Origin of the sequence: Halorubrum sp. Eb13, assembly GCF_002252895.1 — an archaeon.
Classification (GTDB): Archaea; Halobacteriota; Halobacteria; order Halobacteriales; family Haloferacaceae; genus Halorubrum.
In genome coordinates, this window is sequence record NZ_NHPE01000143.1 from 21,649 (window position 1) to 45,577 (window position 23,929).

20 protein-coding genes are annotated in these 23,929 nt (G+C 69.1%); 16 read left to right on the forward strand and 4 right to left on the reverse strand.

Translation table 11 applies throughout. The features are described from left to right. Nucleotides 1-42 precede the first annotated feature (42 nt). Nucleotides 43-1,569: a carboxypeptidase M32 gene (locus DJ75_RS16420; RefSeq protein ID WP_094525497.1), complete on the reverse strand. Its 1,527-nt coding sequence runs from the start codon at nt 1,567-1,569 to the stop codon at nt 43-45. Nucleotides 1,570-1,673: 104 nt separating this feature from the next. Here DJ75_RS16420 and DJ75_RS16425 point away from each other — a divergent pair, with 104 nt between their 5' ends. The 11 genes from DJ75_RS16425 (at nt 1,674) to DJ75_RS16475 (ending at nt 14,228) form a co-directional block, all read left to right on the forward strand. After that, nucleotides 1,674-2,723 (forward strand): low specificity L-threonine aldolase, encoded by a 1,050-nt coding sequence (locus tag DJ75_RS16425; RefSeq protein ID WP_094525498.1) that lies wholly within the window; start codon nt 1,674-1,676, stop codon nt 2,721-2,723. Nucleotides 2,724-2,862: 139 nt separating this feature from the next. Continuing rightward, complete coding sequence (locus tag DJ75_RS16430; RefSeq protein ID WP_094525612.1) at nt 2,863-3,228, forward strand: DUF2209 family protein; 366 nt, start codon at nt 2,863-2,865, stop codon at nt 3,226-3,228. Next, entirely contained in the window at nt 3,225-4,580 is a 1,356-nt protein-coding gene (gene hflX, locus DJ75_RS16435) for a GTPase HflX (RefSeq protein ID WP_094525499.1), read from the forward strand. The genes DJ75_RS16430 and hflX overlap by 4 nt, the downstream gene beginning before the upstream one ends. Nucleotides 4,581-4,643: 63 nt before the next feature. Further along, entirely contained in the window at nt 4,644-6,602 is a 1,959-nt protein-coding gene (gene acs / locus DJ75_RS16440; protein WP_094525500.1) for an acetate--CoA ligase, read from the forward strand. Nucleotides 6,603-6,674: 72 nt separating this feature from the next. Then, complete coding sequence (locus tag DJ75_RS16445; RefSeq protein ID WP_094525501.1) at nt 6,675-6,911, forward strand: DUF2061 domain-containing protein; 237 nt, start codon at nt 6,675-6,677, stop codon at nt 6,909-6,911. 271 nt (nt 6,912-7,182) lie between these two features. Continuing rightward, entirely contained in the window at nt 7,183-8,967 is a 1,785-nt protein-coding gene (locus DJ75_RS16450) for a bacterio-opsin activator domain-containing protein (RefSeq protein WP_094525502.1), read from the forward strand. A gap of 145 nt (nt 8,968-9,112) precedes the next feature. Further along, entirely contained in the window at nt 9,113-11,107 is a 1,995-nt protein-coding gene (gene acs / locus DJ75_RS16455) for an acetate--CoA ligase (RefSeq protein WP_094525503.1), read from the forward strand. A gap of 133 nt (nt 11,108-11,240) precedes the next feature. After that, nucleotides 11,241-11,699 carry a DUF4212 domain-containing protein gene (locus DJ75_RS16460; protein ID WP_094525504.1) on the forward strand — a complete coding sequence of 153 codons (459 nt, stop codon included), beginning with the start codon at nt 11,241-11,243 and terminating at the stop codon, nt 11,697-11,699. Next, nucleotides 11,696-13,399 carry a VC_2705 family sodium/solute symporter gene (locus DJ75_RS16465; protein WP_094525505.1) on the forward strand — a complete coding sequence of 568 codons (1,704 nt, stop codon included), beginning with the start codon at nt 11,696-11,698 and terminating at the stop codon, nt 13,397-13,399. Before DJ75_RS16460 ends, DJ75_RS16465 begins: the two co-directional genes overlap by 4 nt. 3 nt (nt 13,400-13,402) lie before the next feature. Next, the gene (locus tag DJ75_RS16470; RefSeq protein ID WP_094525506.1) at nt 13,403-13,864 is read left to right on the forward strand and encodes a universal stress protein; all 462 of its coding nucleotides are present in this window, start codon (nt 13,403-13,405) and stop codon (nt 13,862-13,864) included. A gap of 106 nt (nt 13,865-13,970) precedes the next feature. Further along, nucleotides 13,971-14,228, forward strand: a complete 258-nt coding sequence (locus DJ75_RS16475; RefSeq protein WP_094525507.1) for a hypothetical protein — start codon at nt 13,971-13,973, stop codon at nt 14,226-14,228. A 20-nt stretch (nt 14,229-14,248) separates the two neighbouring features. On the opposite strand, the gene DJ75_RS16480 is transcribed toward DJ75_RS16475, so the two are convergent. Beyond that, complete coding sequence (locus DJ75_RS16480; protein ID WP_094525614.1) at nt 14,249-15,766, reverse strand: MATE family efflux transporter; 1,518 nt, start codon at nt 15,764-15,766, stop codon at nt 14,249-14,251. 288 nt (nt 15,767-16,054) lie between these two features. Between DJ75_RS16480 and DJ75_RS16485 the strand changes: the two genes are divergently transcribed. Together DJ75_RS16485 and DJ75_RS16490 are read left to right on the forward strand one after the other, a co-directional pair. Beyond that, a complete protein-coding gene (locus DJ75_RS16485; protein ID WP_004045866.1) occupies nt 16,055-16,249 on the forward strand; it encodes a cold-shock protein in 195 nt (64 codons plus the stop codon). Nucleotides 16,250-16,366: 117 nt separating this feature from the next. Further along, the gene (locus DJ75_RS16490) at nt 16,367-16,906 is read left to right on the forward strand and encodes a hypothetical protein (RefSeq protein ID WP_094525508.1); all 540 of its coding nucleotides are present in this window, start codon (nt 16,367-16,369) and stop codon (nt 16,904-16,906) included. 15 nt (nt 16,907-16,921) lie between these two features. On the opposite strand, the gene DJ75_RS16495 is transcribed toward DJ75_RS16490, so the two are convergent. Continuing rightward, entirely contained in the window at nt 16,922-17,890 is a 969-nt protein-coding gene (locus DJ75_RS16495) for an oxidoreductase (RefSeq protein WP_094525509.1), read from the reverse strand. A 91-nt stretch (nt 17,891-17,981) separates the two neighbouring features. Further along, nucleotides 17,982-19,061, reverse strand: a complete 1,080-nt coding sequence (locus tag DJ75_RS16500) for a hypothetical protein (RefSeq protein WP_094525510.1) — start codon at nt 19,059-19,061, stop codon at nt 17,982-17,984. 246 nt (nt 19,062-19,307) lie between these two features. Between DJ75_RS16500 and DJ75_RS16505 the strand changes: the two genes are divergently transcribed. The 3 genes from DJ75_RS16505 to DJ75_RS16515 are packed head-to-tail and all read left to right on the forward strand — an operon-like array spanning nt 19,308 to nt 23,904. Further along, the gene (locus DJ75_RS16505; RefSeq protein WP_094525511.1) at nt 19,308-21,785 is read left to right on the forward strand and encodes a DNA topoisomerase VI subunit B; all 2,478 of its coding nucleotides are present in this window, start codon (nt 19,308-19,310) and stop codon (nt 21,783-21,785) included. After that, entirely contained in the window at nt 21,786-22,871 is a 1,086-nt protein-coding gene (locus DJ75_RS16510; protein ID WP_094525512.1) for a DNA topoisomerase IV subunit A, read from the forward strand. A 13-nt stretch (nt 22,872-22,884) separates the two neighbouring features. Then, nucleotides 22,885-23,904, forward strand: a complete 1,020-nt coding sequence (locus tag DJ75_RS16515; protein WP_094525513.1) for a carbohydrate kinase family protein — start codon at nt 22,885-22,887, stop codon at nt 23,902-23,904. Nucleotides 23,905-23,929: the final 25 nt, after the last annotated feature.

The following is a 23,929-nucleotide window of genomic DNA, read 5'->3' on the forward strand; positions in this document are numbered from 1 at the left end:
CGAAACCGCGGAGACCGCCGAGAACGCGGAGACCTCAGTGCCTCAGAGGTCGTACAGCTCGCCGTACTTCTCCTCGACGTAGTCGGTGAACGCGTCGGCGGAGAACGCCTCGCCGGTGGCGCGTTTCACCAGCTCGTTCGTCTCGTAGCGCGAGCCGTGCCGATGGACGTTCTCGCCGAGCCACGACTGCAGCTCGTCGAAGTCGCCGTCGGCGACCTTCGCGTCGAGGTCGTCGATCTCCGCCTCGGCGGCCTCGAACAGCTGGGCGGCCATGACCGAGCCCAGCGAGTACGTCGGGAAGTAGCCGAAGTTGCCGTGGCTCCAGTGGATGTCCTGGAGGCATCCCTCGCTGTCGGTGTCGGGGCGAATTCCGAGGTACTCCTCGTACTTGTCGTTCCAGACCTCCGGGACGTCCTCGACCGCGAGGTCACCGCGGATCAGGTCGCGCTCGATCTCGAACCGGACGATGATGTGGAGGTGGTAGGTGAGCTCGTCGGCCTCGACGCGGATGAGGTTGTCCTCGTGCACCTGGTTGAACGCCTCGTAGGCGTCCTCGACGCTCGCGTCTTCGGTCTGCGGGAACTGCTCTTGGAACCGCGGGAGGAACAGCTCCCAGAACGGCCGGCTCCGCCCGACGTGGTTCTCCCAGAGCCGCGACTGCGACTCGTGGACGGAGAGGTCGCGCGACTCGCCGAGCGGGGTGGCCCACTCCTCCCGCGGGAGCCCGAGGTTGTACTGCGCGTGGCCGTACTCGTGGATCGTCGAGCCGATCGCGCCGAGCGGGTCCGACTCGTCGAACCGGGTGGTCACGCGGCAGTCGAACTGGTTGCCGGAGGTGAACGGGTGCGAGGAGACGTCGAGCCGGCCGCGATCGAAGTCGTAGCCGAGGAGTTCGAGCGCCTCGCGGGCGAGTTCCTCCTGCTCGTCCTCGGGGAACGTGCCCTCGAACGTGTCGACGGCGAGGTCCGCGTCGGCGTCGCGGATCGCGTCGATCATGGGGACGAGCGTCTCGCGGAGCTCCTCGAGGATCGACTCGGCGCGGTCGATCGAGAGGCACGGCTCGTAGTCCTCGAAGAGGACCTCGTAGGGGTCGCGGTCGGGGTCGATGTGTTCGGCGTACTCCCGTTTGAGCTCGACGTGCTTCTCCAGGTACGGCGCGAACGTCTCGAACTCGTCCTCAGCTTTCGCCTCCTCCCACGCCTGCAGCGCCTCGGAGCCGGTCTCGGAGATCTCCTCGACGAGTTCGACCGGGACCGCGTCGGCGCGCTCGTACTCGCGGCGGACCTCGCGGACGACCGCCGCCCGCTCGTCGGAGAGGTCGGCGTCGTCGAGCTCGGCGAGCAGCTCGCCGGTCTCCTCGTCCGTGATCATGTCGTGGCGGATCGACGAGAGCGTCGACAGCTGCTTCGACCGGGCGGGGGTGCCGCCCTCGGGCATCATCACCTGTTGGTCCCACCCGAGCACGCCGGCGGCGCTCCCGACCGTGTTCCAGCGTCGAACGCGGTCCAGGAGGGCCTCGTACGCATCGGGGGCGTCGGTCGCGTCGTCGGCCGCGGCTTCCGTTGCCATACGTCACGGATCGGTCGCGTCGATTAAGAAGGGACCGAATCCGGAACGCCCCGGCCGGGTGAGCGCGACCTATTTCCGATCGGCCGCCGAACCGACGGTACCGAATGGAGACCGACGAGGACACCATCGACCTGCGATCCGACACCGTCACGACGCCCTCGGCCGAGATGCGCGAGGCGGCCGCGACCGCCGAGGTCGGCGACGACGTGTACCGCGACGACCCCGCGGTCAACGAGTTAGAGCGCCGCGCCGCCGAGGCGGTCGGGACCGAGGCCGCGCTGTACGTCCCCTCCGGGACGATGGCCAACCAGATCGCCGTCCACGTCCACACGGAGCCGGGGCAGGAGCTCCTCTTGGAGCGCGAGTCGCACATCTACCGGTGGGAGCTCGCCGGCGCGGCGAAGCTCTCGGGCGCGCAGACTCGCACGATCGACGCCGGCGACCGGTGCGTCCCGACCCCGAAGGAGGTTCGCGAGGGACTCGTGAGCGAGGACCTCCACCGGCCCGGGACCGGCCTCCTCTCGCTGGAGAACACCCACAACTACCGCGGGGGCGTCGCGGTGCCGGTCGAGGGGATCGCCGCGGCCGCCGACGTCGCCCGCGACGCCGACGTGCCGGTCCACCTCGACGGCGCCCGCGTGTTCAACGCGGCTGTCGCGCTCGGCGTCGACGCGAGCGACGTCGTCGACCCCGTCGACAGCGTCACCTTCTGCCTCTCGAAGGGGCTCGGCGCGCCCGTCGGCTCGATACTCGCGGGCGACGAGGCGTTCGTCGAGGCGGCCCGCCGCGTCCGGAAGCTGTTCGGCGGCGGGATGCGACAGGCCGGCATGATCGCCGCGCCCGGCCTCCTCGCCCTGGAGAACGTCGACCGGCTCGCGGACGACCACGCCAACGCCGAGCGGCTCGCCGCCGGGCTCGACGCGCTGGACGGGGTCGACGCGCCCGCGCCGGACACCAACATCGTCGTCGCGCACACCGAGGACGCCGGGATCCCCGCGTCGGACCTCGTCGAGGCCTGCAAGTCGGCCGGCGTCGGTTGCGTGGAGTTCGACGAGCACACGACGCGGTTCACCACGCACCTCGACGTCGACGAGGACGACGTCGACGCCGCGATCGACCGCATCGGCGACGCGGTCGCGACGCTGTCGGCCTGAGCCGGCGGACTCGAATTTCCGGCGCACACCACGGAAACGTTCAATTCGGCGGGCAAACAACGACGGGTTATGGAGCTGACACCCGTCGGTAGGAGCTCGCGGCCCGGGCGAACCGAGGTGGCCGGTGCCCGCCCCTGAGGTGGTCGGCGTCGACATCAGCGGCCGCCACGAGGAGGCGGGCGAGTACCTGATGGTCGCGGCCGCGGTCCACGCCCGGGTCGGCTCGACGCGGATCCGGTCGGTCGAGGGGATGGGCTTCGCCGCCGTGCGCGAGGGACCGACGCTCGACGCGACCCTCGGCCTCGTCGCGACCGCGGTCGGGAACCTGCCGGAGCCGTCGGACGGCCCGATCGTCGCCGAACACGGCGAGTTCTACGAGGAGCCCCCCGATCGAGTCGGGCTGAGCTTCCGACCCGAGTTTAAATACGTCGAGAGCATAGGAGAACGCGAAACAGTGCAGGCAGCACACCACGCCGCGTACGCCGCCCGAGACCTCCTCTTATGACCGGGAGCGTCGAGGGGGCGAGCGCCGACGGCGACGCCGAATCGGTCCCCCGAGAGCGGCGGGCGGTCGTCGCCAAGCGCGTCGACTCCGGCGACGCCGACCTGGCCGAGATCACCCAGCTCGCCGCGGCCGCGGGGTACGAGGTCGTCGGCGAACTCACCCAGACCCGCACCGAGGACGCCGCGTTCATGTTCGGGGAGGGAAAGGTCGCGCAGCTGCGCGACTTGGTCCGCCGGACCGACGCCGGCGCCGTCATCGTCGACAACGACGTCGGCCCGTACCAGACGTTCAATATCGGCGGGGAGCTCCCCGAGGGCGTCGAGGTGATCGACCGGTTCACGCTCATCCTCGAGATATTCGGTCAGCGCGCCAACACCCGGAAGGCGCAGCTCCAGGTCGAGCTCGCGGAGCTCCGGTACGAGCTCCCGCGCGCCGAGGCGAAGGCGAGCCTCGCGAAGCGCGACGAGCGCCCCGGCTTCATGGGGCTCGGCGAGTACGACGAGAGCGTCGAGCGCGACATCAAACGCCAGATCTCCGAGATACAGGACGAGCTGGAGTCGATCGCGGAGAAGGAAGAGGCGCGCCGCGAGCAGCGCCGCGACTCCGGCTTCGACCTGGTCGCGCTCGCGGGGTACACGAACGCCGGGAAGTCGACGCTGATGCGCCGGCTCGCGGCCGAGATCGACGTCGACGAGAACGCCGACCGACACCCCGACCTCGACACCACCGCCGAGTCGCAGGACATGCTGTTCACCACGCTCGGCACGACGACCCGCAGGGCCGAGATGGAGAAGCGAGACGTGCTGCTCACGGACACGGTCGGGTTCATCGCGGACCTTCCCCACTGGCTCGTGGAGTCGTTCGAGTCGACGCTCGACTCGGTCTACCGCGCCGACCTCGTGCTGCTCGTCGTCGACGCGAGCGAGCCGGTCGAGGACATGCGCGAGAAGCTCGTCACGAGCCACGACACCCTCTACGAGCGCAACGAGGCCCCCGTCGTGACCGTGTTCAACAAGGTCGACCGGCTCGCGCCCGGCGAGTTGGCCGATAAGCGCGGTGCGCTCTCCGGTGTCGCCCCCGACCCCGTCGCCGTCTCGGCGAAGACGGGCGCGGGCGTCGCGGAGCTCCGCGACCGCGTCGAAGACGAGCTCCCCGACTGGGAGCGCGAGCGGCTCGTCCTCCCGGTCTCCGACGAGGCGATGAGCCTCGTCTCGTGGATCCATGACCACGGCCACGTCGACGAGGAGTCGTACGCGAGCGACCAGGTGACCGTCGACTTCGAGGCCAAACCCTCGATCGTGGCCCGCGCGCGGTCGAAGGCGGCGGATCTCGCGCCCGCGGAGTCGACGTAGCCGACTCGCCGCCGACCGGGACCGCGGACAAAGTATACATTCCTCCACTTGCGAACGGGTATCATGGACGACGCCGGAGTCGACGGCCGACGGCGGGACCGCCCCGTCGCCGACGACGACGCCATCGAGCCGCCGACCGGGTTCCGCGAGCGGGCCGTGGCGAGCGACGCGGGGGTGTACGACGCGTTCGCGACCGAGGGGCCCGACGCCTGGCGGCGGGCCGCCGACCTCCTCGACTGGGAGCGACCGTACGAGAGGGTGCTCGACGACGGCGACCCGCCCTTCTACGAGTGGTTCCCGGACGGGCGGCTCAACGCCGCCGTCAACTGCGTCGACCGCCACCTCGACGAGCGGCGCAACCAGCTCGCGATTCGCTGGTTCGGCAAGCGTGGCGAGCGGCGGTCGTACACCTACCTCGACTTACACCGCGAAGTGAACGCGCTCGCGGCCGGCCTGCGGGAGCTCGGCGTCGAGGAGGACGACGTGGTGACGCTGTACCTCCCGATGGTTCCGGAGCTGCCGGTCGCGATGCTGGCGTGCGCCCGCATCGGCGCGCCGCACAACGTCGTCTTCGCGGGGCTCTCGGCGGAGGCGCTCGCGACCCGCCTCGACGCGGCCGACTCGTCGTACCTGATCACCTGCGACGGCTACTACCGCCGGGAGGACGCGTTCAACCAGAAGTCGAAGGCGGACAACGCGCGACTCCGGGCCGACGGCGACCTCGCGGCGACGGTCGTCGTCGACCGGCTGGGCGACGCGCTGGACGTGTCGCTCGGCGCCGACGAACACGCGTACGAGTCGCTCGTCGACGCGCACGACGGCGAGACGGTCGAGCCGGTCGCGCGCGACGCCACCGACCTCCTGTTCGTGATGTACACCTCGGGGACGACCGGCCGGCCGAAGGGCGTCGAACACGCGACCGGTGGCTACCTCGCGCACGTCGCCTGGACGACCCGGAACGTCCTCGACGTCCGCCCGTCGGACACCTACTGGTGCGCGGCCGACATCGGCTGGATCACGGGCCACTCGTACGGCGTGTACGGCCCGCTCTCCGTCGGGACGACGACCGTGCTGTACGAGGGCTCGCCGGACTACCCGGACCGGGACCGCGTGTGGGACCTCATCGAGCGCAACGCGGTCAGCGTCTTCTACACCTCCCCGACCGCGATCCGGTCGTTCATGAAGTGGGGCGCGGAGTACCCCGACCGCCACGACCTCTCGTCGATCCGGCTGTTGGGCACCGTCGGCGAGTCGATCACGCCGAAGGCGTGGCGCTGGTACCGCGACCACGTCGGCGGCGGCGAGGCGCCGATCGTGGACACGTGGTGGCAGACGGAGACGGGCGCCATCGCGCTCGCGACGCTGCCCGGGATCACGCCCATGAAACCGGGGAGGGTCGGGCCGCCCCTGCCCGGGATCGACGCGCGCGTCGTCGACGAGGACGGCGAGCCGGTGGACCCGGGCGAGCCGGGCTACCTCACGATCGGGTCGCCGTGGCCCGGCATGCTCCGCGGGCTCCGCGAGGGTGACGAGCGCTACCGCCGGGAGTACTGGGTCGAGGCCGAGGACGGGTGGCGGTACCGGACCGGCGACGGCGCGACGGTCGACGAGGACGGCTACGTAACCATTCTCGGTCGCGTCGACGACGTGATCAACGTCCGGGCGCAGCGGTTCAACACGGCCGAGCTGGAGTCGGCGATCGTCGGCGTCGAAGGGGTCACCGAGGCCGCGGTCGTCGGCGACGACGACGGCGACGTCGTCGCTTACGTGACCACTCGGAGCGACGTCGAGCCCGGCGAGCCGCTCAGGACGGCGATCGGCGAGGAGCTGGCCCGCGAGGTCGGCGACCTCGCCCGCGCGGACCGGATCGTGTTCACCCCCGACCTCCCGAAGACGCGCTCGGGCAAGATCATGCGCCGCCTGCTCGAAGACATCGCGCGCGGCGAGGAGTTCGGCGACGTCAGCGCCCTCCGGAACCCTGAGGTCGTCGGAGAGATCGAGTCCGCCGTTCGAAGTGAGTAACCGAATACGGTTCCCAAACACCGCTTTCGAAATTTCTTAAGGATCCATAAGCGTGGCCGCCGAAGCGTCGGTATGGGAACGCTGGTCTCGCGGTCCGCGCTTCACGACCGGAGGCGCGCGGTCGCCAAGACGCACTGTTACCGCGCGTTCATGGTCATGATCACCGTGACCGTGGCGTGGGCGATCGTCGGCGACGTCGGCGACGCCGTGAACATCGGGCTGGTGACCAACGCCCTCAAGACCGCGACTTACTACGCCTACGAGCGCCTGTGGGACCACGTCGCGTGGGGCGTCGCCGACGGCGTCTGAGTCGGCCGCCCGGTCGCGGCGGTCTCGGCGGCCTCGGCAGGGGCGGACCGCGGGTGCTCGGGCGGATCCCCGTCGTCCGGGGCGCACCGCCTTCGGGCTGACCGCTCGACGGCTATTTCGGGTACTGTCTGAAGACCGAAATTCTGACCGTCCATAAGGTGCGATCAGAGCGGTCGGTCGACCGCGTCGGCTGAAGTTCGCCTTGCAGACCGCGCGAGGCGACTAAAGGGGGAAGATTTTTCTTTCGGGTTTCTGTCTACTTACGAAACAGATGGTCGACGGCCTCGACGGCGACGCCTACGACGCGCTCCTGACCGCCGCGGAGACGTACCGCGCCGCGGTCGTGGTTCGCCTCGCCGGCGAGGCCGGGCTCCGAACCGGCGAGATCACCCGCGTCGCGCCGCGGGATCTCCGGGACTCGGGCGTCGCCTCCGGCGCGTCCCTCCTCGCCGTCCCGGACGGCTCGGGAACCGACGGCGAGGCCGAAGGGGAGCCGACGAACGGCGCCGAGTCGACGGTGGCGATCGACCGCGAGACAGTCGTCCCCGCCTCGCTGGCGTCCGAGCTCCGCCGGTACGCCGAGAGCGAGGGACTCGACGACGCGGAGCCGTTCGTGGGCGTGTCGCCCCGGCGCGTCCAGATGATCGTGTCCGAGACGGCCGAGCGGGCGGCGGCGCGGACCGACGGCGCGGTGCCGGCCGACGTCACGCCGAGCGATCTCCGGGAGACGTTCGCGCGCCGGCTCCTCGTCGATCGGGGCGTCGACCCGCACGCCGTGCGCGAGGCCGGCGGCTGGGAGACCCTCGGCACGCTCGACGAGTTCCTCGGCCCGCTCGACGGGCGGGAGATCGCCGAGGCGTTCGCCCCCGCCGGGGGCGCCGAAGCCGGCGGTACCGGCGCTCCGGATCCGGACGCGGGCGGACGGGCCCCGAGCGCGCTCGGCGGATTCGAGGCCCTCGCCGACGGCGAGGCGAGGGAATCGCCGCTCGCCGCGGTCCCGGAGCGACTGGTCGAGTCCGGTCGGTGGGCCGAGGCGTGGGTGGTCCGCGGATCGGTCGACGACGGCCGGGCGGAGGTCGTGGGAGCAGCCGGGGTCGACCGAGAGGTCCTCGTCGACCGCGGCGTCACGCGGGAGGGGCCGTGGCTCGGCGCGGTCGAGGACGGCGAGCCGGTCCTGACGGACGGGGAGCCCACCGCCGGCGGCCGGCCCGGGATCGCCGTCCCCGCCGGCTACCGGGACGTGACGCACGGCGCGCTCTGCGTCGTCGCCGACGACGGCGCGCCCGTGTCGGACGTCGAGCGGCGGGAGCTGGTCGCGCTCGGGCGCTGTCTCGGCTGGGCGGTGACGGCGGGCCGGTGGCGCGACCTCCTGCACTCCGACGCCGTCACCGAGGTGGAGTTCCACACCGCCGACGACGGAGCGTTCCTCGCCCGCGCGAGCGCCGCCCTCGGCTGTGCGATAGAACTCGACTCCACCGTCGGCGTCACCGACGAGGCCTCGCGGCTCTACGTCTCCGTCGCTGGCGCGAGGCCCCAGGGCGTCGCCGACGTCGTCGACGGCGCGGACGGCGTCTCTGACCTCCGGGTGACCGAGACGCGCGAGGACGGCTGTTCGGCCTCGGTCCGCGTCGAGGGAGGGTCGGCGGTCCGGACGCTCACCGAACACGGCGCGACGGTCCGCGAGGCGACCGCGGAGGACGGTCGCGTCCGCGTCGTCGCCGACCTCCCCGGGGGCGCCGACGTCAGACCGGTGGCCGACGGGCTCCGCGCGGCCTTCGACGACGCCCGCCTCGCGAGCAAGGAGTCCGTCGTCCGGGCGTCACGGCCGGAGTCGTCGTTCCGCGAGGGGGTCGCGGACCGCTTCACCGACCGCCAGTGGGCCGCGCTGTCGGCCGCGTACCACGGCGGCTACTTCGACTGGCCGCGGGAGAGCACCGCCGAGGAGGTCGCCGACGCGATGGAGGTCTCCTCCCCGACGTTCCACAACCACCTCCGGAAGGCCCAGCGCGCCCTGCTCGACGGCCTCTTCGACGAGGAGTACCGAGAGCGCCGTTGACGCGACCCACGCGAATCGTTTATATTGGGGTTCGAGAGCGCGACGCGGACGGGACGGAGCCGGGCAACGCGCCGCGTATTCCTCATGATTTTTCGTATTTAGCGTCAGCGTTTATATGCCGAGATCGGTTGGATACGACCGTACCATGACAGAGGGTGACGGTCAACTGGAAGCGAGACTTGAAGAGCAGGAGGTGTTCGAGCCGCCCGAGTCGTTCGCGGCGCAGGCGAACGTCTCCGACCCCGAGATCTACGAGACGTTCGAGGAGAACTGGCCGCAGTGCTGGCAGGCGGCAGCCGACCTCCTCGACTGGGAGTCCGACTACGACCAGGTGCTGGACGACAGCGACCCGCCCTTCTACGAGTGGTTCACCGGCGGCGAGCTGAACGCGTCCGCCAACTGCCTCGACCGACACCTCGACGAGCGCGGCGACGAGGCCGCGATCGAGTGGGTCGGCGAGCCGGTCGACGAGGACGACCGCACGTACACGTACGCGGAGCTCCACCGCGAGGTGAACGAGTTCGCGGCCGCCCTCCGCGATCAGGGCGTCGAGGAGGACGACGTCGTGACGATGTACATGCCGATGATCCCGGAGCTACCGGTCGCGATGCTGGCGTGCGCCCGCATCGGCGCGCCCCACAGCGTCGTGTTCGCCGGGTTCTCGGCCGACGCGCTCGCGACGCGGATGAACTCCGCGGAGTCGGAGTACCTCGTCACCTGCGACGGCTACTACCGCCGCGGCGACCCCCTCGACCACCTCGACAAGGCGAACGAGGGGCTCGCGGGCGTCGACCACGACACCACGACCGTCGTCGTCGACCGGCTCGGGCCGAACGGCGACGACTTCGGTCACGACCTCGGCGACGACCAGCTCGATTACGGCGACCTCGTGGCCGAGCACGAGGGCGCAGAGGTGGAGCCTGTCACCCGCGACGCCGAGGACATGCTGTTCCTGATGTACACCTCGGGGACGACGGGACAGCCGAAGGGGGTGAAACACACGACCGGCGGCTACCTCTCGTGGGTGTCGTGGACCTCGCAGTCGGTCCTCGACATCAAGCCGGATGACACGTACTTCTGCTCGGCCGACATCGGCTGGATCACGGGTCACTCCTACATCGTCTACGGGCCGCTCGCGCTCGGGACGACGACGATGATGTACGAGGGGACGCCGGACCACCCCGAACAGGACCGCCTCTGGGAGATCGTCGACGAGCACGACGCGACCCAGCTGTACACGGCGCCGACGGCGATCCGCGCGTTCATGAAGTGGGGCTCGGAGTACCCGGACCGCCACGACCTCTCCTCGCTGCGGCTGCTCGGGACTGTCGGCGAGCCGATCAACCCGCGGGCGTGGAAGTGGTACTACCAGCACATCGGCGACGAGGAGTGCCCCATCGTCGACACATGGTGGCAGACGGAGACCGGCGGGATGATGATCACGACCTTACCCGGGATCAAGGACATGAAGCCCGGGGCGGCGGGCCCGCCGCTGCCGGGGCTGGACGTCCAGATCCTCGACACGCTCGGCGACGAGGTAGAGCCGGGGAAGGCCGGCTACCTCACGGTACAGAAGCCGTGGCCCGGCATGCTCCGGACGCTGTACAACAACGACGAGCGCTACATCGACGAGTACTGGGCGGAGTACTCCGACACCGACAGCGACGACCCCGAGGACTGGGTGTACTTCCCGGAGGACGGGGCGAAGATCGACGAGGACGGGTACATCACCGTCCTCGGCCGCGTGGACGACGTGTTGAACGTCTCCGGCCACCGGCTGGGGACGATGGAGATCGAGTCCGCCATCGTCGGCGTCGAGGGGGTCGCGGAGGCCGCCGTCGTCGGTGGCAACCACGAGATCAAAGGGGAGGCCGTCTACGCGTACGTGACGACCGAGGACGGGTACGAGGGCAACGAGGAGCTCCGCGACGCGATCGTCGCCGGCGTCGAGGACGCCATCGGCCCGATCGCCCGGCCGGAGCAGGTCGTGTTCACGCCCGACCTGCCGAAGACGCGCTCGGGCAAGATCATGCGGCGCCTGTTGGAGAACATCGCCGACGGCGAGGAGCTCGGAAACACGAGCACGCTCCGGAACCCGGAGATCGTCGAGGAGATCCAGCGGAAGGCAGAGGGCGAGTAGCCGCTCACCGGCCTCGTTTTCGACACGCAACCGGTACCGGAGCACGCCGACGCGCCGACGACCATCACGATCGATTCAGATAATCGACGCGCGACGACACGCGATACCGATACACCACGGCACACCGATACACATGACAGATAATAGTTCACACGATACTGACGACGCGGCCACCGATGGTGGACGAGCAGCGGGCGACGCGGCCACCGACGGCGGCGTCGCCACGGGCGCGGCACAGCAGCACCGACAGACCGACTACCTCAGCGAAGAGGTGAACCTGCTGAAACCGAGCACCGCGTATATGCGGGACCACCTCAGAATCGTCTGGACCGGGTTCATCGTTTGGGCACTCATCGTCTTCGGTCCGGTCACGATGACGATGCTCGCACCGGGCACGATGACGACGACCATGCCGGTGCTCGGATTCCCCTGGCACTACTTCTTAGTCGCCTTCGGCGCGCCGACGGGCGCGCTGATCTTGGCGGCCGTCTACGCCCGCCAGCGGGACAAGTTGGACGATAAGTACGGCATCGACCACAGCACCGACACCGGGTCGGCCGACACCGCCAGCGACGGGGGGCAGCGGGAATGACGCTCCCGCTCCAAGCCGAGGCGCTCGATATCTCCTTTAAGCTCCTCCCGGCTATCATCGTCTTCCTGATGATGGCCTCTTTCCTGGCCATCGGCTTCGTGTTCAAGGTGGCAGACACCGAGGGCATGTGGGTCGCCGGTCGGGGTATCGGTAACATCGAAAACGGGATGGCGATCGGCGCCAACTGGATGTCGGCCGCCTCGTATCTCGGCCTCGCCGGGCTGGTCGCGCTCGCCGGCTTCTACGGGCTCGCGTTCATCGTCGGCTGGACGACCGGGTACTTCGTCCTGCTCATCTTCCTCGCGGCCCAGATGCGCCGGTTCGGGAAGTACACCGCGCCGGACTTCGTCGCGGACCGATTCAACTCCCCGATGGCACGCGCGCTGGCCGCGTTCACCACGCTGCTCATCGCGTACGTCTACTCCGTGGGCCAAGCCCGCGGGATGGGGCTGGTCGGTCAGTACGTGTTCGGACTCGACATCATCCCGATGATCATCGTGATGATGACCATCACCGTCGGCTACCTCGCGCTCTCGGGCATGCTGGGCGCGACGAAGAACATGGCCGTTCAGTACGTGATCCTCATCGTCGCGTTCCTCGCGGGCGTCTACGTCGTCGGCTTCTCGCAGGGGTACTCGACGGTGCTCCCGCAGATCGAGTACGGCGCCCTGTTCAGCGAGCTCGGCCGGCAGTTCAGCGAGCCGTTCATCGGCGGGAACAGCTACTACCTGTGGGTCGCGACGGCGTTCTCGCTCATCTTCGGCACGTGCGGCCTCCCGCACGTTCTGGTCCGGTTCTACACGGTCCAGAGCGAGCGGACCGCCCGCTGGTCCACCGTGTGGGGGCTGTTCTTCATCCTGCTCCTGTACTGGGCCGCGCCGGCGATGGCGGCCTTCGGCGTCGACCTCTTCGCGACCGTGAACGGCATCTCGTCCGAAGCGGTGTTCAGCGGCGAGCAGGCGATGTCCGGCGCGGAGGGCGACGTCATCGTCGTGCTGGCCGCACAGTTCGCCCAGTTACCGACCTGGTTCGTCGGGCTGGTCGCCGCCGGCGCGATGGCGGCCGCGATCGCGACGACGGCGGGGCTGTTCATTACGGCCTCCTCCGCCGTCGCTCACGACATCTACGCCGAGCTCATCAACCCCGACGCGACCCAGCGGCAGCAAGTGCTCATCGGCCGGGCGACCATCGTCGGGATCGGCGCGCTCGTCACGGTGACCGCGTTCAACCCGCCGGCGCTCATCGGCGAACTCGTCGCCTACGCGTTCTCGCTCGCGGGCACCGTCCTGTTCCCGATGTTCTTCCTCGGGTTGTGGTGGGAGAACACCAACCGGCAGGGAGCGCTCGCGGGGATGACCGTCGGCCTGGTGCTGTGGTTCACCTCGATCGTCAACAGCGTCCTGCCGGCCTACGTCGGCTTCCTCGCCGACATCGCCGGTGGCTCCGGACAGGCGCTCATCCCGGTCTACGCCCAGTACGTGCCGCCGATCGGCGCCGCCTTGGTCGGCACGCCGCTCGTGTTCCTCGTCACCATCGCCGTCTCGATGGCGACGCCGGAACCCCCGCTGGAGACCAAGCGGATGGTCCGCCAGTGTCACAGCCCCGAACCGATGGGCCAACAGCAGACGGCAGAGGACGTCGTCGCCGACGGCGGCGAGGAGATGACGGCCGACGGGGGCCGCGCGGCCACGGAGGAGTGATCCATGTACGAACACATTCTGATCCCGACTGACGGCAGCGACGTCGCAGAGTCAGCGGTCGAACACGCGCTCGACCTCGCGGAGCAGTACGACGCCGAGGTCCACGCGCTGTACGTGGTCGACATCGACTCGGTCAACCTCGGCCTCGGGACCGAGCAGGTCGACCGGCTCAAGCAGGGCCGGTTCGACGAGATGGAGGAGCTGAAATCGAAGGCCGACGAGGCGACCGGCGCCGTCGCCGCCCGCGGCGCGGAGCGGGATATCGAGGTCGTCGAGCAGATCTCCGGCGGCCGCCCGCACACGGTGATCGCCGACTACGCCGAGAACCACGACGTGGACCTCATCGTGATGGGGAGCCACGGCCGCGCCGGCGTCCGGCGCGCGCTCCTCGGGAGCGTCACCGAGCGGACGCTTCGGTCGACGCACGTGCCCGTTCTCGTCGTCGACTACGCCGACGAGGACTGAGCCGCGACCGCGGGCGCGGCCGCGTTCCGTCGCGGCCACGGGCGTTCGACCGACCGACTCGCACCGCTTCCGGAACACCGACGTACCCCGACCGACACGCACACTCATGACAGAGACGAAGCCGATCGACGACAGCGACGAGGAGAGCCTCGCCGACCGCGTCCGATCGCACGTCACCGAGCACCGGACCGGCATGGTGCAGGACCTGCTGTTCGCGGTCGTCTGGGTGACGCTCGTGTCGCTCCTCTTCGATTACGCGTTCACGAACGCCCCGCAGTGGGTGTTTTACATGTTCATGCTCGCCGGAATCCCGGCGTACTTCGGCTTCTTTATCTCGCTGGAAATGGCGAAGGAACAGCGGTAGTCCCGGGTCGCGGTCCGGCGTCAGTCGTCGACCGTCTCGGCCGAGACGTCCGGGCCTTCGACCCCCTCCCCCTCCCCTTCTTCCCGGTCTCCGCGGTCGTCGCCCGGCGCGACCGCCGCACCGTCCGACTCGTCGACGACTCCCTCCGTCCACGTCCCGCGCAGGAACCACGCCACGCCGACCGCGAAGGAGACCACGGCGGCCATCGCGTACGCCCACCAGAGCCCCACGACGCCCCAGTCGAGCCCGACGTAGCTGATCTCGATCGCGGGGACGTCGACGGGACCGACCGCCCCGCCGCCGAGCGTGATCCCGACCGCCCCGAACGCGAGCAGGGCGGCGAGCGGAATCCGGACGGCCCACCGGGAGAGCAGCGAGAGCGCCAGCGCCGCCTTGGTGTGGCCCGCGCCGCGGAACGCGCCCTGTATCACCATGAGCCCGCCGAAGAACGCCCACGACAGCGCGATGACGCGGAGGAAGACGACCCCCTCGGCGACCGTCGCCGGGTCGTCGATGAAGACGCGCATCGCGACCGCCGGAAACAGCCAGACCGCGCCGCCGGCGACGCCGAGGAGCGCCATGGTCCCTAGCGTGGCGACGCGGGTGACGGCGACGGCGCGGTCGGGCGTCTCCGCGCCGAGGTTCTGTCCGACCCCCGTCGCGGTCGCCTGCCCGACCGCGCCCGCGACCGACCACGAGACGGACATGAGCCTGACGCCGATCCCGTAGGCCGCGGTCGCGGCCGGGCCGAACCGAGCGACCAGCGCGGCCATGAAGACGGCCGCGAACGACCGCGCCCACCCGTCGAGCGTCGCCGGGTACCCCACGCCGATCAGCTTCCGGAGGATCTCCGGGTTCGGCGCGAGGTCGCGGACGTACAGCTTCACCCCCCAGTCGCCGCGCAGCAGAATCCAGACGCCCGTCGCGGTCGCGAAGAGGCGCGCGATCAGCGTCGCGATCGCGGCCCCGCGCGTCCCGAGTGGCGGGACCGGCCCCCATCCGAGGATGAAGACGGGATCGATGACGATATTGATCCCCGCGGAGATCCCGACCAGCCACATCGCCGTCGTCGTGTCGCCCGCGCCCTGCAGGGAGGCGCGGAACGCGAAGAAGAGGAACGTGAGCGGGAGCGTGAGGAGGATCACCTCGATGTAGGCGAGCGACTCGACGAACACCGCGTCCCGCGCGCCGATCCAGTAGAGCAGCCGGTGACGGGCCGCGAACCCGAGGGCGGCGAGGGCGACGGAGACCGCGACCGCGAGCAGCACCGTCTGTCCCACGACCTCGTCGGCGCGCCGGTCGTTGCCGGCGCCGACGTGCTGGGAGACCAGGGCGATCGTCGCGGCCGTGAGGCCCACCGCGGTCGAGACGAACATCCACGACAGCGGGAACATGAGCGAGACGGCGGCGACGGCCTCGGTGCTCACCCGCCCGACCCAGAACATGTCCGCGAGGTTGTACAGCGTCTGGAGGAGGTTCCCGAGCACCAGCGGCCACGCGAGGTCGAACAGCTTCGGCGAGATGGCTCCCGCCGTCATGTCGACCCGAGCGTCGTCTTTCGCCACGAGTTACGTTCGAACGTACGGCCGCTCGCGACCTAACGTTTCGGGAAACGGTTCGCGATCCGACTCGCGGGCCGATGCGGGCGCGGACGGTGCCGCGCGCGACCGGCGGCGATTCCGACGTTCCGGCCGCGAAGGGGTCCGCCGCGGCGATCCGGTCCGGAAAAACGGACATAGAGCCTGTCCGGGTCTGAGAGCGTCGAATACGGGTGGATCGGAGCGCACACAACACTTATCATCCAGTCGGGAGTGTGTCCGAATGCGATGGCGACAGGTAAGGTCGACTTCTTCAACGACACCGGCGGCTACGGATTCATCGAGACTGACGACGCTGACGAAGACGTATTCTTCCACATGGAAGACGTCGGCGGCCCGGACCTCGAGGAAGGCCAGGAGGTAGAGTTCGAGATCGAGGAGGCGGACAAGGGTCCGCGCGCGACGAACCTCACTCGGCTGTAGCTCGCTCGGCCGTACCCGCGACCGGCGACGGCGGACAGCTCTCGAAACGCGTTCCGCGTATATTACACCGCGAGCGGCGTCGCCGGTGTTTTGACCTCCGAGCCAGAGGACGCCGACATGGAGGTCGACGACCTCGACGAGTTCGTCGCCGAGCACCTCGACCGCTACGCCGAGACGCAGGGAGTCCTCCCCGAGCGGCTCGACGAGTTCGGCGACAGGTACCGGGCGCAGGGGCACCTGACCCGCGAACAGCTGTACGACATCGCCTACGAGTCGTCGACGCGGAGCGCGTACCACGTCCGGAAGAACCCGGAGCGGCGCTGTCGGGAGGTGACCCGCAACGCCCGCGCCGTCGACGGGGACTTCTCGACGATCCACCTGATCACGGGGCTCACCGGGTTCAAGGCGCCGACGGCGTCGTGCGTGGTCGCCGCGCTCGACGGCGACCGCCACGCCGTCGTCGACACCCGCGTCTGGGCGTCGCTGGAGCGGTTGGGGTATCTCGACGGGCGGAAGGAGTCGTTCGACGCCGCCGACTACGTGACGATGATCGAACCGATCCGCGAGATCGCCGAGGAGACGGGTCACCGCGCGGTCGACGTCGGCTACGCGCTGTTCGCGCACGACGACCGCGTGCGGGAGGGCACGCTGCATTAGTCGCCGCGGTTTCTTTTAAATAGGAAACTCGACGCCGGTCGCCTCCTCGGAGTACTCCCAGAGCCGGCGGGCGTCCGCGCGGTCGTACGAGGCGTCGTTCGACCGGCCGACGGTCGGCGTCCCCCGCATGTTCATGAGACCGCCCGGCTCCACGTAGGCGCCGCCGTCGACGTCGGCGGTCGCGGCGTACAGCATGGGGAGGGCGCCCGTCGCGGCGTCCTGTCCGAGCACCGCGTTCGCGGCCTTCATCCCGACCTTCATCAGGGGGTTACCGCTCGCCTCCGCGGTGCGGTGCTGGAGGTTCGTCGCCGCGTAGCCCGGGTGGCAGGCGACGCTTCGGATCTCGGGGTCGTCGCCCCCGTCGTTCCCCCTCGCGTCGGCGATCCGCCGCTGGAGCTCGTAGGCGAACAGCAGGTTCGCGAGCTTGCTCCGGCCGTACGCCTTCCACTTCCCGTACGAGCGCTCCCAGTTGAGGTCCGAGAAGTCCATCTCGCCCTGCTCGTGGGCGCCAGACGACTGCGTCACGACGCGGGCCGCCCCGCCGATCCCCTCGGCGGCGTCCAAGAGCGGGAACAGGCGCCCCGTGAGCGCGAAGTGGCCGAGGTGGTTGACGCCGAACTGGGTCTCGAAGCCGTCCTCGGTCTCGCTCCGCGGGATCGCCATCACCCCGGCGTTGTTACAGCAGACGTCGACCGCGTCGTAGTCGGCGGCGAGTCCCTCGGCGAAGGCCGCTACCGAGTCGAGGGAGGCGAGGTCGCACTCGCGGACGTCGAGGTTGAGGTCCTCGCGATCGAGGGCGCTCTCGCGTCGGATCTCGTCGGCGGCGCGATCGCCGCGCCGCACGCTCCGGCACGCCATCACGACCGTCGCCCCCTTTTCGGCGAACGCACGGGTCCCCTCGTAGCCGAGTCCGCTGTTCGCCCCGGTGACGACCACAGTTTTCCCGTCCAGTCGCGGCATCTCGTCGGTCGTCCAGCCTGACATGGGAGACGGAAGGGGTCTCACGCGGAGAAAGCTGTCGGCGGGCGAACCGGTAACGGATAAATACAGCGCGAAACGAGACGCGCCCCCGCGATCAAACCTGCTCGAATTTCTCGAGCACCACGGCGATCACGTCCTTCGACGGAACGTCGCGGACTCTGTATTTGGTCGGGTGCCGCTGGTCGTGCGGGTACGCATCCGGCTGTGGGACGCTGTACTCTTCGTTGCCGTTGAAATTCCGGAGGAACTCTCGCGTGATCATCGGCTCGACGAACGCCAGACGCGACGAGTCGGCGTCACCGATGAACCCCTGGATGAGTGTGTTATCGAAGGCACCCGGATCACCGACATCGTCCGGTCCGTCGGGTAGTTCGGGCGCGTCCGCAGGGGCCGTGTGTTCGCCCATGTCCCTGATGTATCGCTGGTCGGCGACCGGATCGGGCGCCCGCGCGTACCCCTCGGGGAGCTGGTCGTAATCGAAATTCGTGTCGGTCACCTTTCCATCAAAATCCGGTGCTGGGCTTCCGGACGTGTACTCCCCGTTCCCGGTGTCATACGGCGGGAGCCGCGGCCCCTCGACGGCGTCGACCGTCGCGGGGTCGAGCATATGGAAGTGGATGTCGAAGTGCGGCTTGAGCCACGCGCCCTTGCCGCCGAAGTGACCGCCCGGATTCCAGTTGAGTCCCAAGAACGTGAATGGTGTGTCTGCCGTGTCCGGGAACGGGACGAAGAACTGAAGCGAGTACTTGTAGTGCACCTCCAGCGCCTCCCCGGTCGGGTTATATTTATCCGCGTATGGACCGCGGCCTGAGCTCTCTGCGGCATTCTTGAGCTCTTCTGCACTTGGTAACGCTTCCAGCGCCGCGCGGTCGAACTCAACACCGTGGTACTCCGTTTCTCCCGATGGCGTCACTTTCGTGAACGTCCTGACGATACCCTTTCCGAGTTTTATGCGTCTCCCGTACTCTGTCAGTCGCTTCGGAGGGAATTTGCCTCCTCCGGAGTCGCTTCCGCCGTTTCCGTTGCCCGGTTTGCCTGCGACGGTCGACGACCCCCAGACGATGGCGGCACCGGCCGCGGCCACTCCCCGGAGAACCCCGCGTCGGTTCGCGTCCCGCGGTCGGTCCGCGTTTCGCGCTCGACTCGGCTCTCCACTCGCGTCGTCGTTTGCCATGGGTGTGCTGCCTCCCGGCACGGTCGTTGACAAGGCACATGTTACCATGCCACTATATACAATAATTTTATGTTATTTTAAATTATTGATGACAGGGTCGCGACGGAAGCGCTCTCGCAGTCGCCCGAAGTCCACAACGCGAGAGCGACCAATATATCCGAATGAGACGGCGTCTGACGCCGGGATCCACTTTCACCGCGCCGGCGGTGCGTTTTTAGGTGCCTCGGTGGAAGGGAGGGGTACCGAATGACGTCCTTCCAGTCGACGATCGGCGACGAGGAGGGGATCGCGGAGGAGCTGGCCGAGGGCCAGCGCGAGATCTCCATCGCCGAGTTCTTCGAGAAGAACAAGCACATGCTCGGGTTCGACTCGGGCGCCCGCGGGCTCGTCACCGCCGTCAAGGAGGCGGTCGACAACGCCCTGGACGCGACCGAGGAGGCCGGCGTCCTCCCCGACATCTACATCGAGATCGAGGAGGTGGGCGACTACTACCGGCTCGTCATCGAGGACAACGGGCCGGGCATCACGAAAGCGGAGCTCCCGAAAGTGTTCGGGAAGCTCCTGTACGGTTCAAGGTTTCATACACGTGAACAAAATCGCGGTCAACAGGGAATCGGGATTTCAGCGGCCGTACTGTACTCGCAGTTGACGTCCGGCCAGCCCGCGAAGATCACCTCGCGCCCGAAGGGTCAGTCGCGGGCGCAGTACTTCGAGCTCATCATCGACACCGACACGAACGAGCCGGAGATCAAGGCGGACGAGGAGGCGACGTGGGACCGCCCCCACGGCACCCGCATCGAGCTGGAGATGGAGGCGAACATGCGGGCCCGTCAGCAGCTCCACGACTACGTGAAACACACCGCGGTCGTCAACCCCCACGCCCGGATCGAACTCCGCGAGCCGGGGCTCGACGAGCCGATGAAGTTCGAGCGCGCGACCGACGATCTACCGGCTGAGACGAAGGAGATCCGCCCGCACCCCCACGGGGTCGAGCTCGGCGCGCTCATCAAGATGCTGGAGGCGACCGAGTCGTACTCGGTGTCCGGGTTCCTCCAGGAGGAGTTCACGCGGGTCGGCAAGAAGACCGCGGACAGCGTCATCGACAACTTCCGGGACGTCTACTACGGGCGCGAGCTCTCGTGGACGCCGCCGCGCGCGCACGACGACCGCGACGTCGCGGCCGCGGTGAGCGAAGCGGTGGCCAACAAGGGGAAGGCGGCGACGACCGCCTTCGCGGAAGGCGTCGCCGAGACGGTCTCGGGGAACGACCGGCTGAGCCGGTCCGAGCTCGCGACGATCGTCGGGAACGTCGCCGACGGCGTCGAGGACGACACCGGGAAGACGTTCGGCGGGACCGTCCGGGAGAACGCGGTCGACGCGGCGTGGCGGGCGATCACCGGGGTCGACACCGACGGCGAGCCGGTCGGGGCCGCCGCGGGAGACGCGGCCGGCGACGGCGAGGACGACGGGGGAGAGGCCGACTCCCCCCTCGTCGCCGACGCGTACGCGCTCGTCGACGAGGTGACGTCGACTCGGAAGGACGACGCCGCGGTCCAGGCGATGGCCGACGCGCTGACGCGCCGGTTCCTGAACCTCGACGGCGACGCCTTCCGGATCGCTCGCGACGACCTGGATCGGCTCGTCGCCGACGCGGCGAACTTCGTCGCCGAACAGCACGACGCGACGTTCGGAGAGACCGCCCGCGAGAACGTCGTCGAAGCGTTCTGGTCCCGTGCGCGCACCGTGCCGGACGACCCGCCGAAGGTGCGCGACGTCGCCGCCGACCGCGACGCCGCGGCCGACCTGCTCGAAGCGATGCGCACCACGGACATCCTCGCGCCGCCGACCGACTGCCTCGCGCCCATCACGGCCGAGCTCGTCGAGGCCGGGCTCCGCAAGGAGTACGACGCCGACTTCTACGCGGCGGCGACGCGCGACGCCGAGGTCCACGGCGGCGACCCGTTCATCGTCGAGGCCGGCATCGCCTACGGGGGGAATATTCCGGCGGAGGGCTCCGTCGAGCTGCTCCGGTTCGCGAACCGCGTCCCCCTCGTCTACCAGCGGGGCGCCTGCGCGACGACGGACGTGATCAAGTCGATCGGCTGGCGCAACTACGGGCTCGACCAGCCCGGCGGCTCGGGGATGCCGAACGGGCCGGCCGTGATCAGCATCCACGTCGCCTCCACGAACGTCCCGTTCACGAGCGAGTCGAAGGACGCGCTCGCGAACGTCCCCGCGATCGAAGACGAGATCGAGCTCGCCGTGCGGGAGGCCGCTCGGGAGCTGAAGTCGTTCCTCAACAAGCGCCGCTCGATGCAGCAGCGCCGCGAGAAGCAGGACGTGCTCGGGAAGATCCTCCCGGAGATGGCCGACAAGGTCTCCGAGGTCACGGGCCGCCCGCGCCCCGACATCGACGGCGCGCTGGCGCGGATCATGAACAACGTCAGCGTCGATCGCGAGGTGTCCGACGGCACCGTGACGCTGGTCGTCGAGAACCACTCGGACGTGAACGAGCAGTTGGAGATCACCGATATCGTCTCGACCGAGCCGACCGACCCCTCGGACGGGACGGTCGTCGACATGGACGGCGAGTGGTTCGTCCAGTGGAAGCCCGAGGTCCCCTCGGGCGACGAGCGGGAACTGACGTACGCGGTCGACGGCGACGCCGAGTTCGAGGTCAGCGTCGGCGGCGTCGAGACGGAGAAACTCACGGTGAACGCGTAAATGACGACAGACACTGACGCACGAGACGAGCTGATCGACCTGGCCGCCGACTTCTACGACCAGTTCGCGGACGGGACGATCCCGGAGCTGCAGCTCCCGACGCGGACGAAGAGCAACATCGAGTACGACACGGAGAGCGGCGTGTGGACGTACGGCGACCGCACGTCGACGCGCAGCGCCAACTCGGTGCGGGGCGCCCGCAAGCTGCTGAAGGCGGCGTACACGATCGAGTTCCTCGCGAACCAGCTCGACGAGGGGCGCTCCTCGACGCTGCGGGAGCTGTACTACCTCTCGGAGTCGTGGGACAACGACGAGGCGCAGTTCAAGTCACAAGACGAGTCCAACGACCTCGTGGAGGACTTAGAGATCGTCACGGGGGTCACCCGCGAGGACTTCCACATGCGTCCGGAGGAGTCGGGGGCGACCCTGATGGGACCGCTGGAGATCCGCGAGCAGACCCGCCGCGGCGAGCGCGAGATCCACTGCCAGGAGGACGTCGGTGAGGGCGGGTACCAGATCCCGAACAACCCGGACATGATCGAGTTCCTCGACGACGACATCGACTTCGCGCTCGCGGTGGAGACCGGCGGGATGCGCGACCGGCTCGTCGAGAACGGGTTCGACGAGGAGTACGACTGCCTCGTCATCCATTTAAAGGGCCAGCCGGCGCGAGCGACCCGCCGCATCACGAAGCGCGTCCACGACGAGCTCGACGTCCCCATCGCCGTCTTCGCCGACGGCGACCCGTGGTCCTACCGGATCTACGGCTCCGTGGCGTACGGCTCGATCAAGTCCGCGCACCTCTCGAAGTACCTCGCGACCCCGGAGGCGCAGTTCGTCGGGATCCAGCCCGAGGACATCGTCGAGTACGACCTCCCGGCCGACCCGCTCTCCGACTCGGACGTGAACGCCCTCGAGTCGGAGCTGGAGGACCCGCGCTTCCAGACCGACTACTGGGAGGAGCAGATCGAGCTCCAGCTCGACATCGGGAAGAAGTCCGAACAGCAGTCGCTCGCGAGCCGCGGGCTCGACTTCGTCACCGACACGTACCTCCCCGAGCGGCTCGGAGCGATGGGCGTGCTCTGAACGGAGGTGTCGCATGCCCTACGATCGGCTGCGGCGGCGTCTCACTGAGTCGGATTCTCCGACTGTGACGACGCTTCCCGACGGAAGCGTCGACCACTTCTGTACGGTCGCCGAAGACGACGCCGAGTCGCCGGAGACCCGCGACGCGTTCGGCCGGGAGATCCTCGGAGATCGGTCGTCGTTCTCGTTCGCTGTCGAGGCGACCGAGCCCGGCGGCCAAGCGGTCAACGCGGCGAAACAGCTCCACGCGCTCGGCGGATCGGTCACCTGTTACGGCCACCTCGACGCGCCGGTATTCGAGTCGCTACCCTTCGATACCGTGTCGATGGGGGCTCCGGCGGTCGTGTACGTGTTCGGCTTCAGCGATCGGGACGTGATGTTCGTCGAGGCCGCCGACGTCGCGGAGTGGACCCTCGCGGAGGTACGCCGAGTCGCTGATCTCCCGGACGTGTTCGGGGGTGACGCCGTCTGCTGTAGTAACTGGGACTCCGTGGCGGGGCTCGAAAGCGCGTTTCACCGGCTGAGCGACGCGGACGTCCCGCGGATCCCCTTCGTTTTCGACCCGGGCGATATCGTCGGGTGCGAGCCCGACGAGATCGGTGCGTTGCTCGACGCAATGGCCGCTCTCCAAGACGCGTTCGACGTGGTGTACTCCGCCAATCGGCAGGAAGTCCGGGCGACGGCCGCGCCCCTGTCCGGACCGTTCGACCACGACCTCGCCAGACTCGCCGCGATCCGAGCGGAGACGGGCGTCACGGCCGCGGTGATGCACGCGAGAGACGAGGCCGCAGCCGTCACGTCCGACGATCGTCTGCGGGTCAGCAACTACAGCGTCGAGCGTCCGGTCCGACACACCGGTGGCGGCGATCGATTCACCGGCGGGCTCGGCCACGCGCTGGCGTGCGGGTGGGATTGGGACGTCGCGCTGGCGTGTGGAAACGCCTGTGCGGTCTCCTACGTCGAATCCGGCAGTACCGGCGGTCCGAACGAGATCGCCGCATTCCTCGACGAAAGGCCTCCCGTCGACTCCTGAGCGAACGCCTCCCCGCTACCACCCG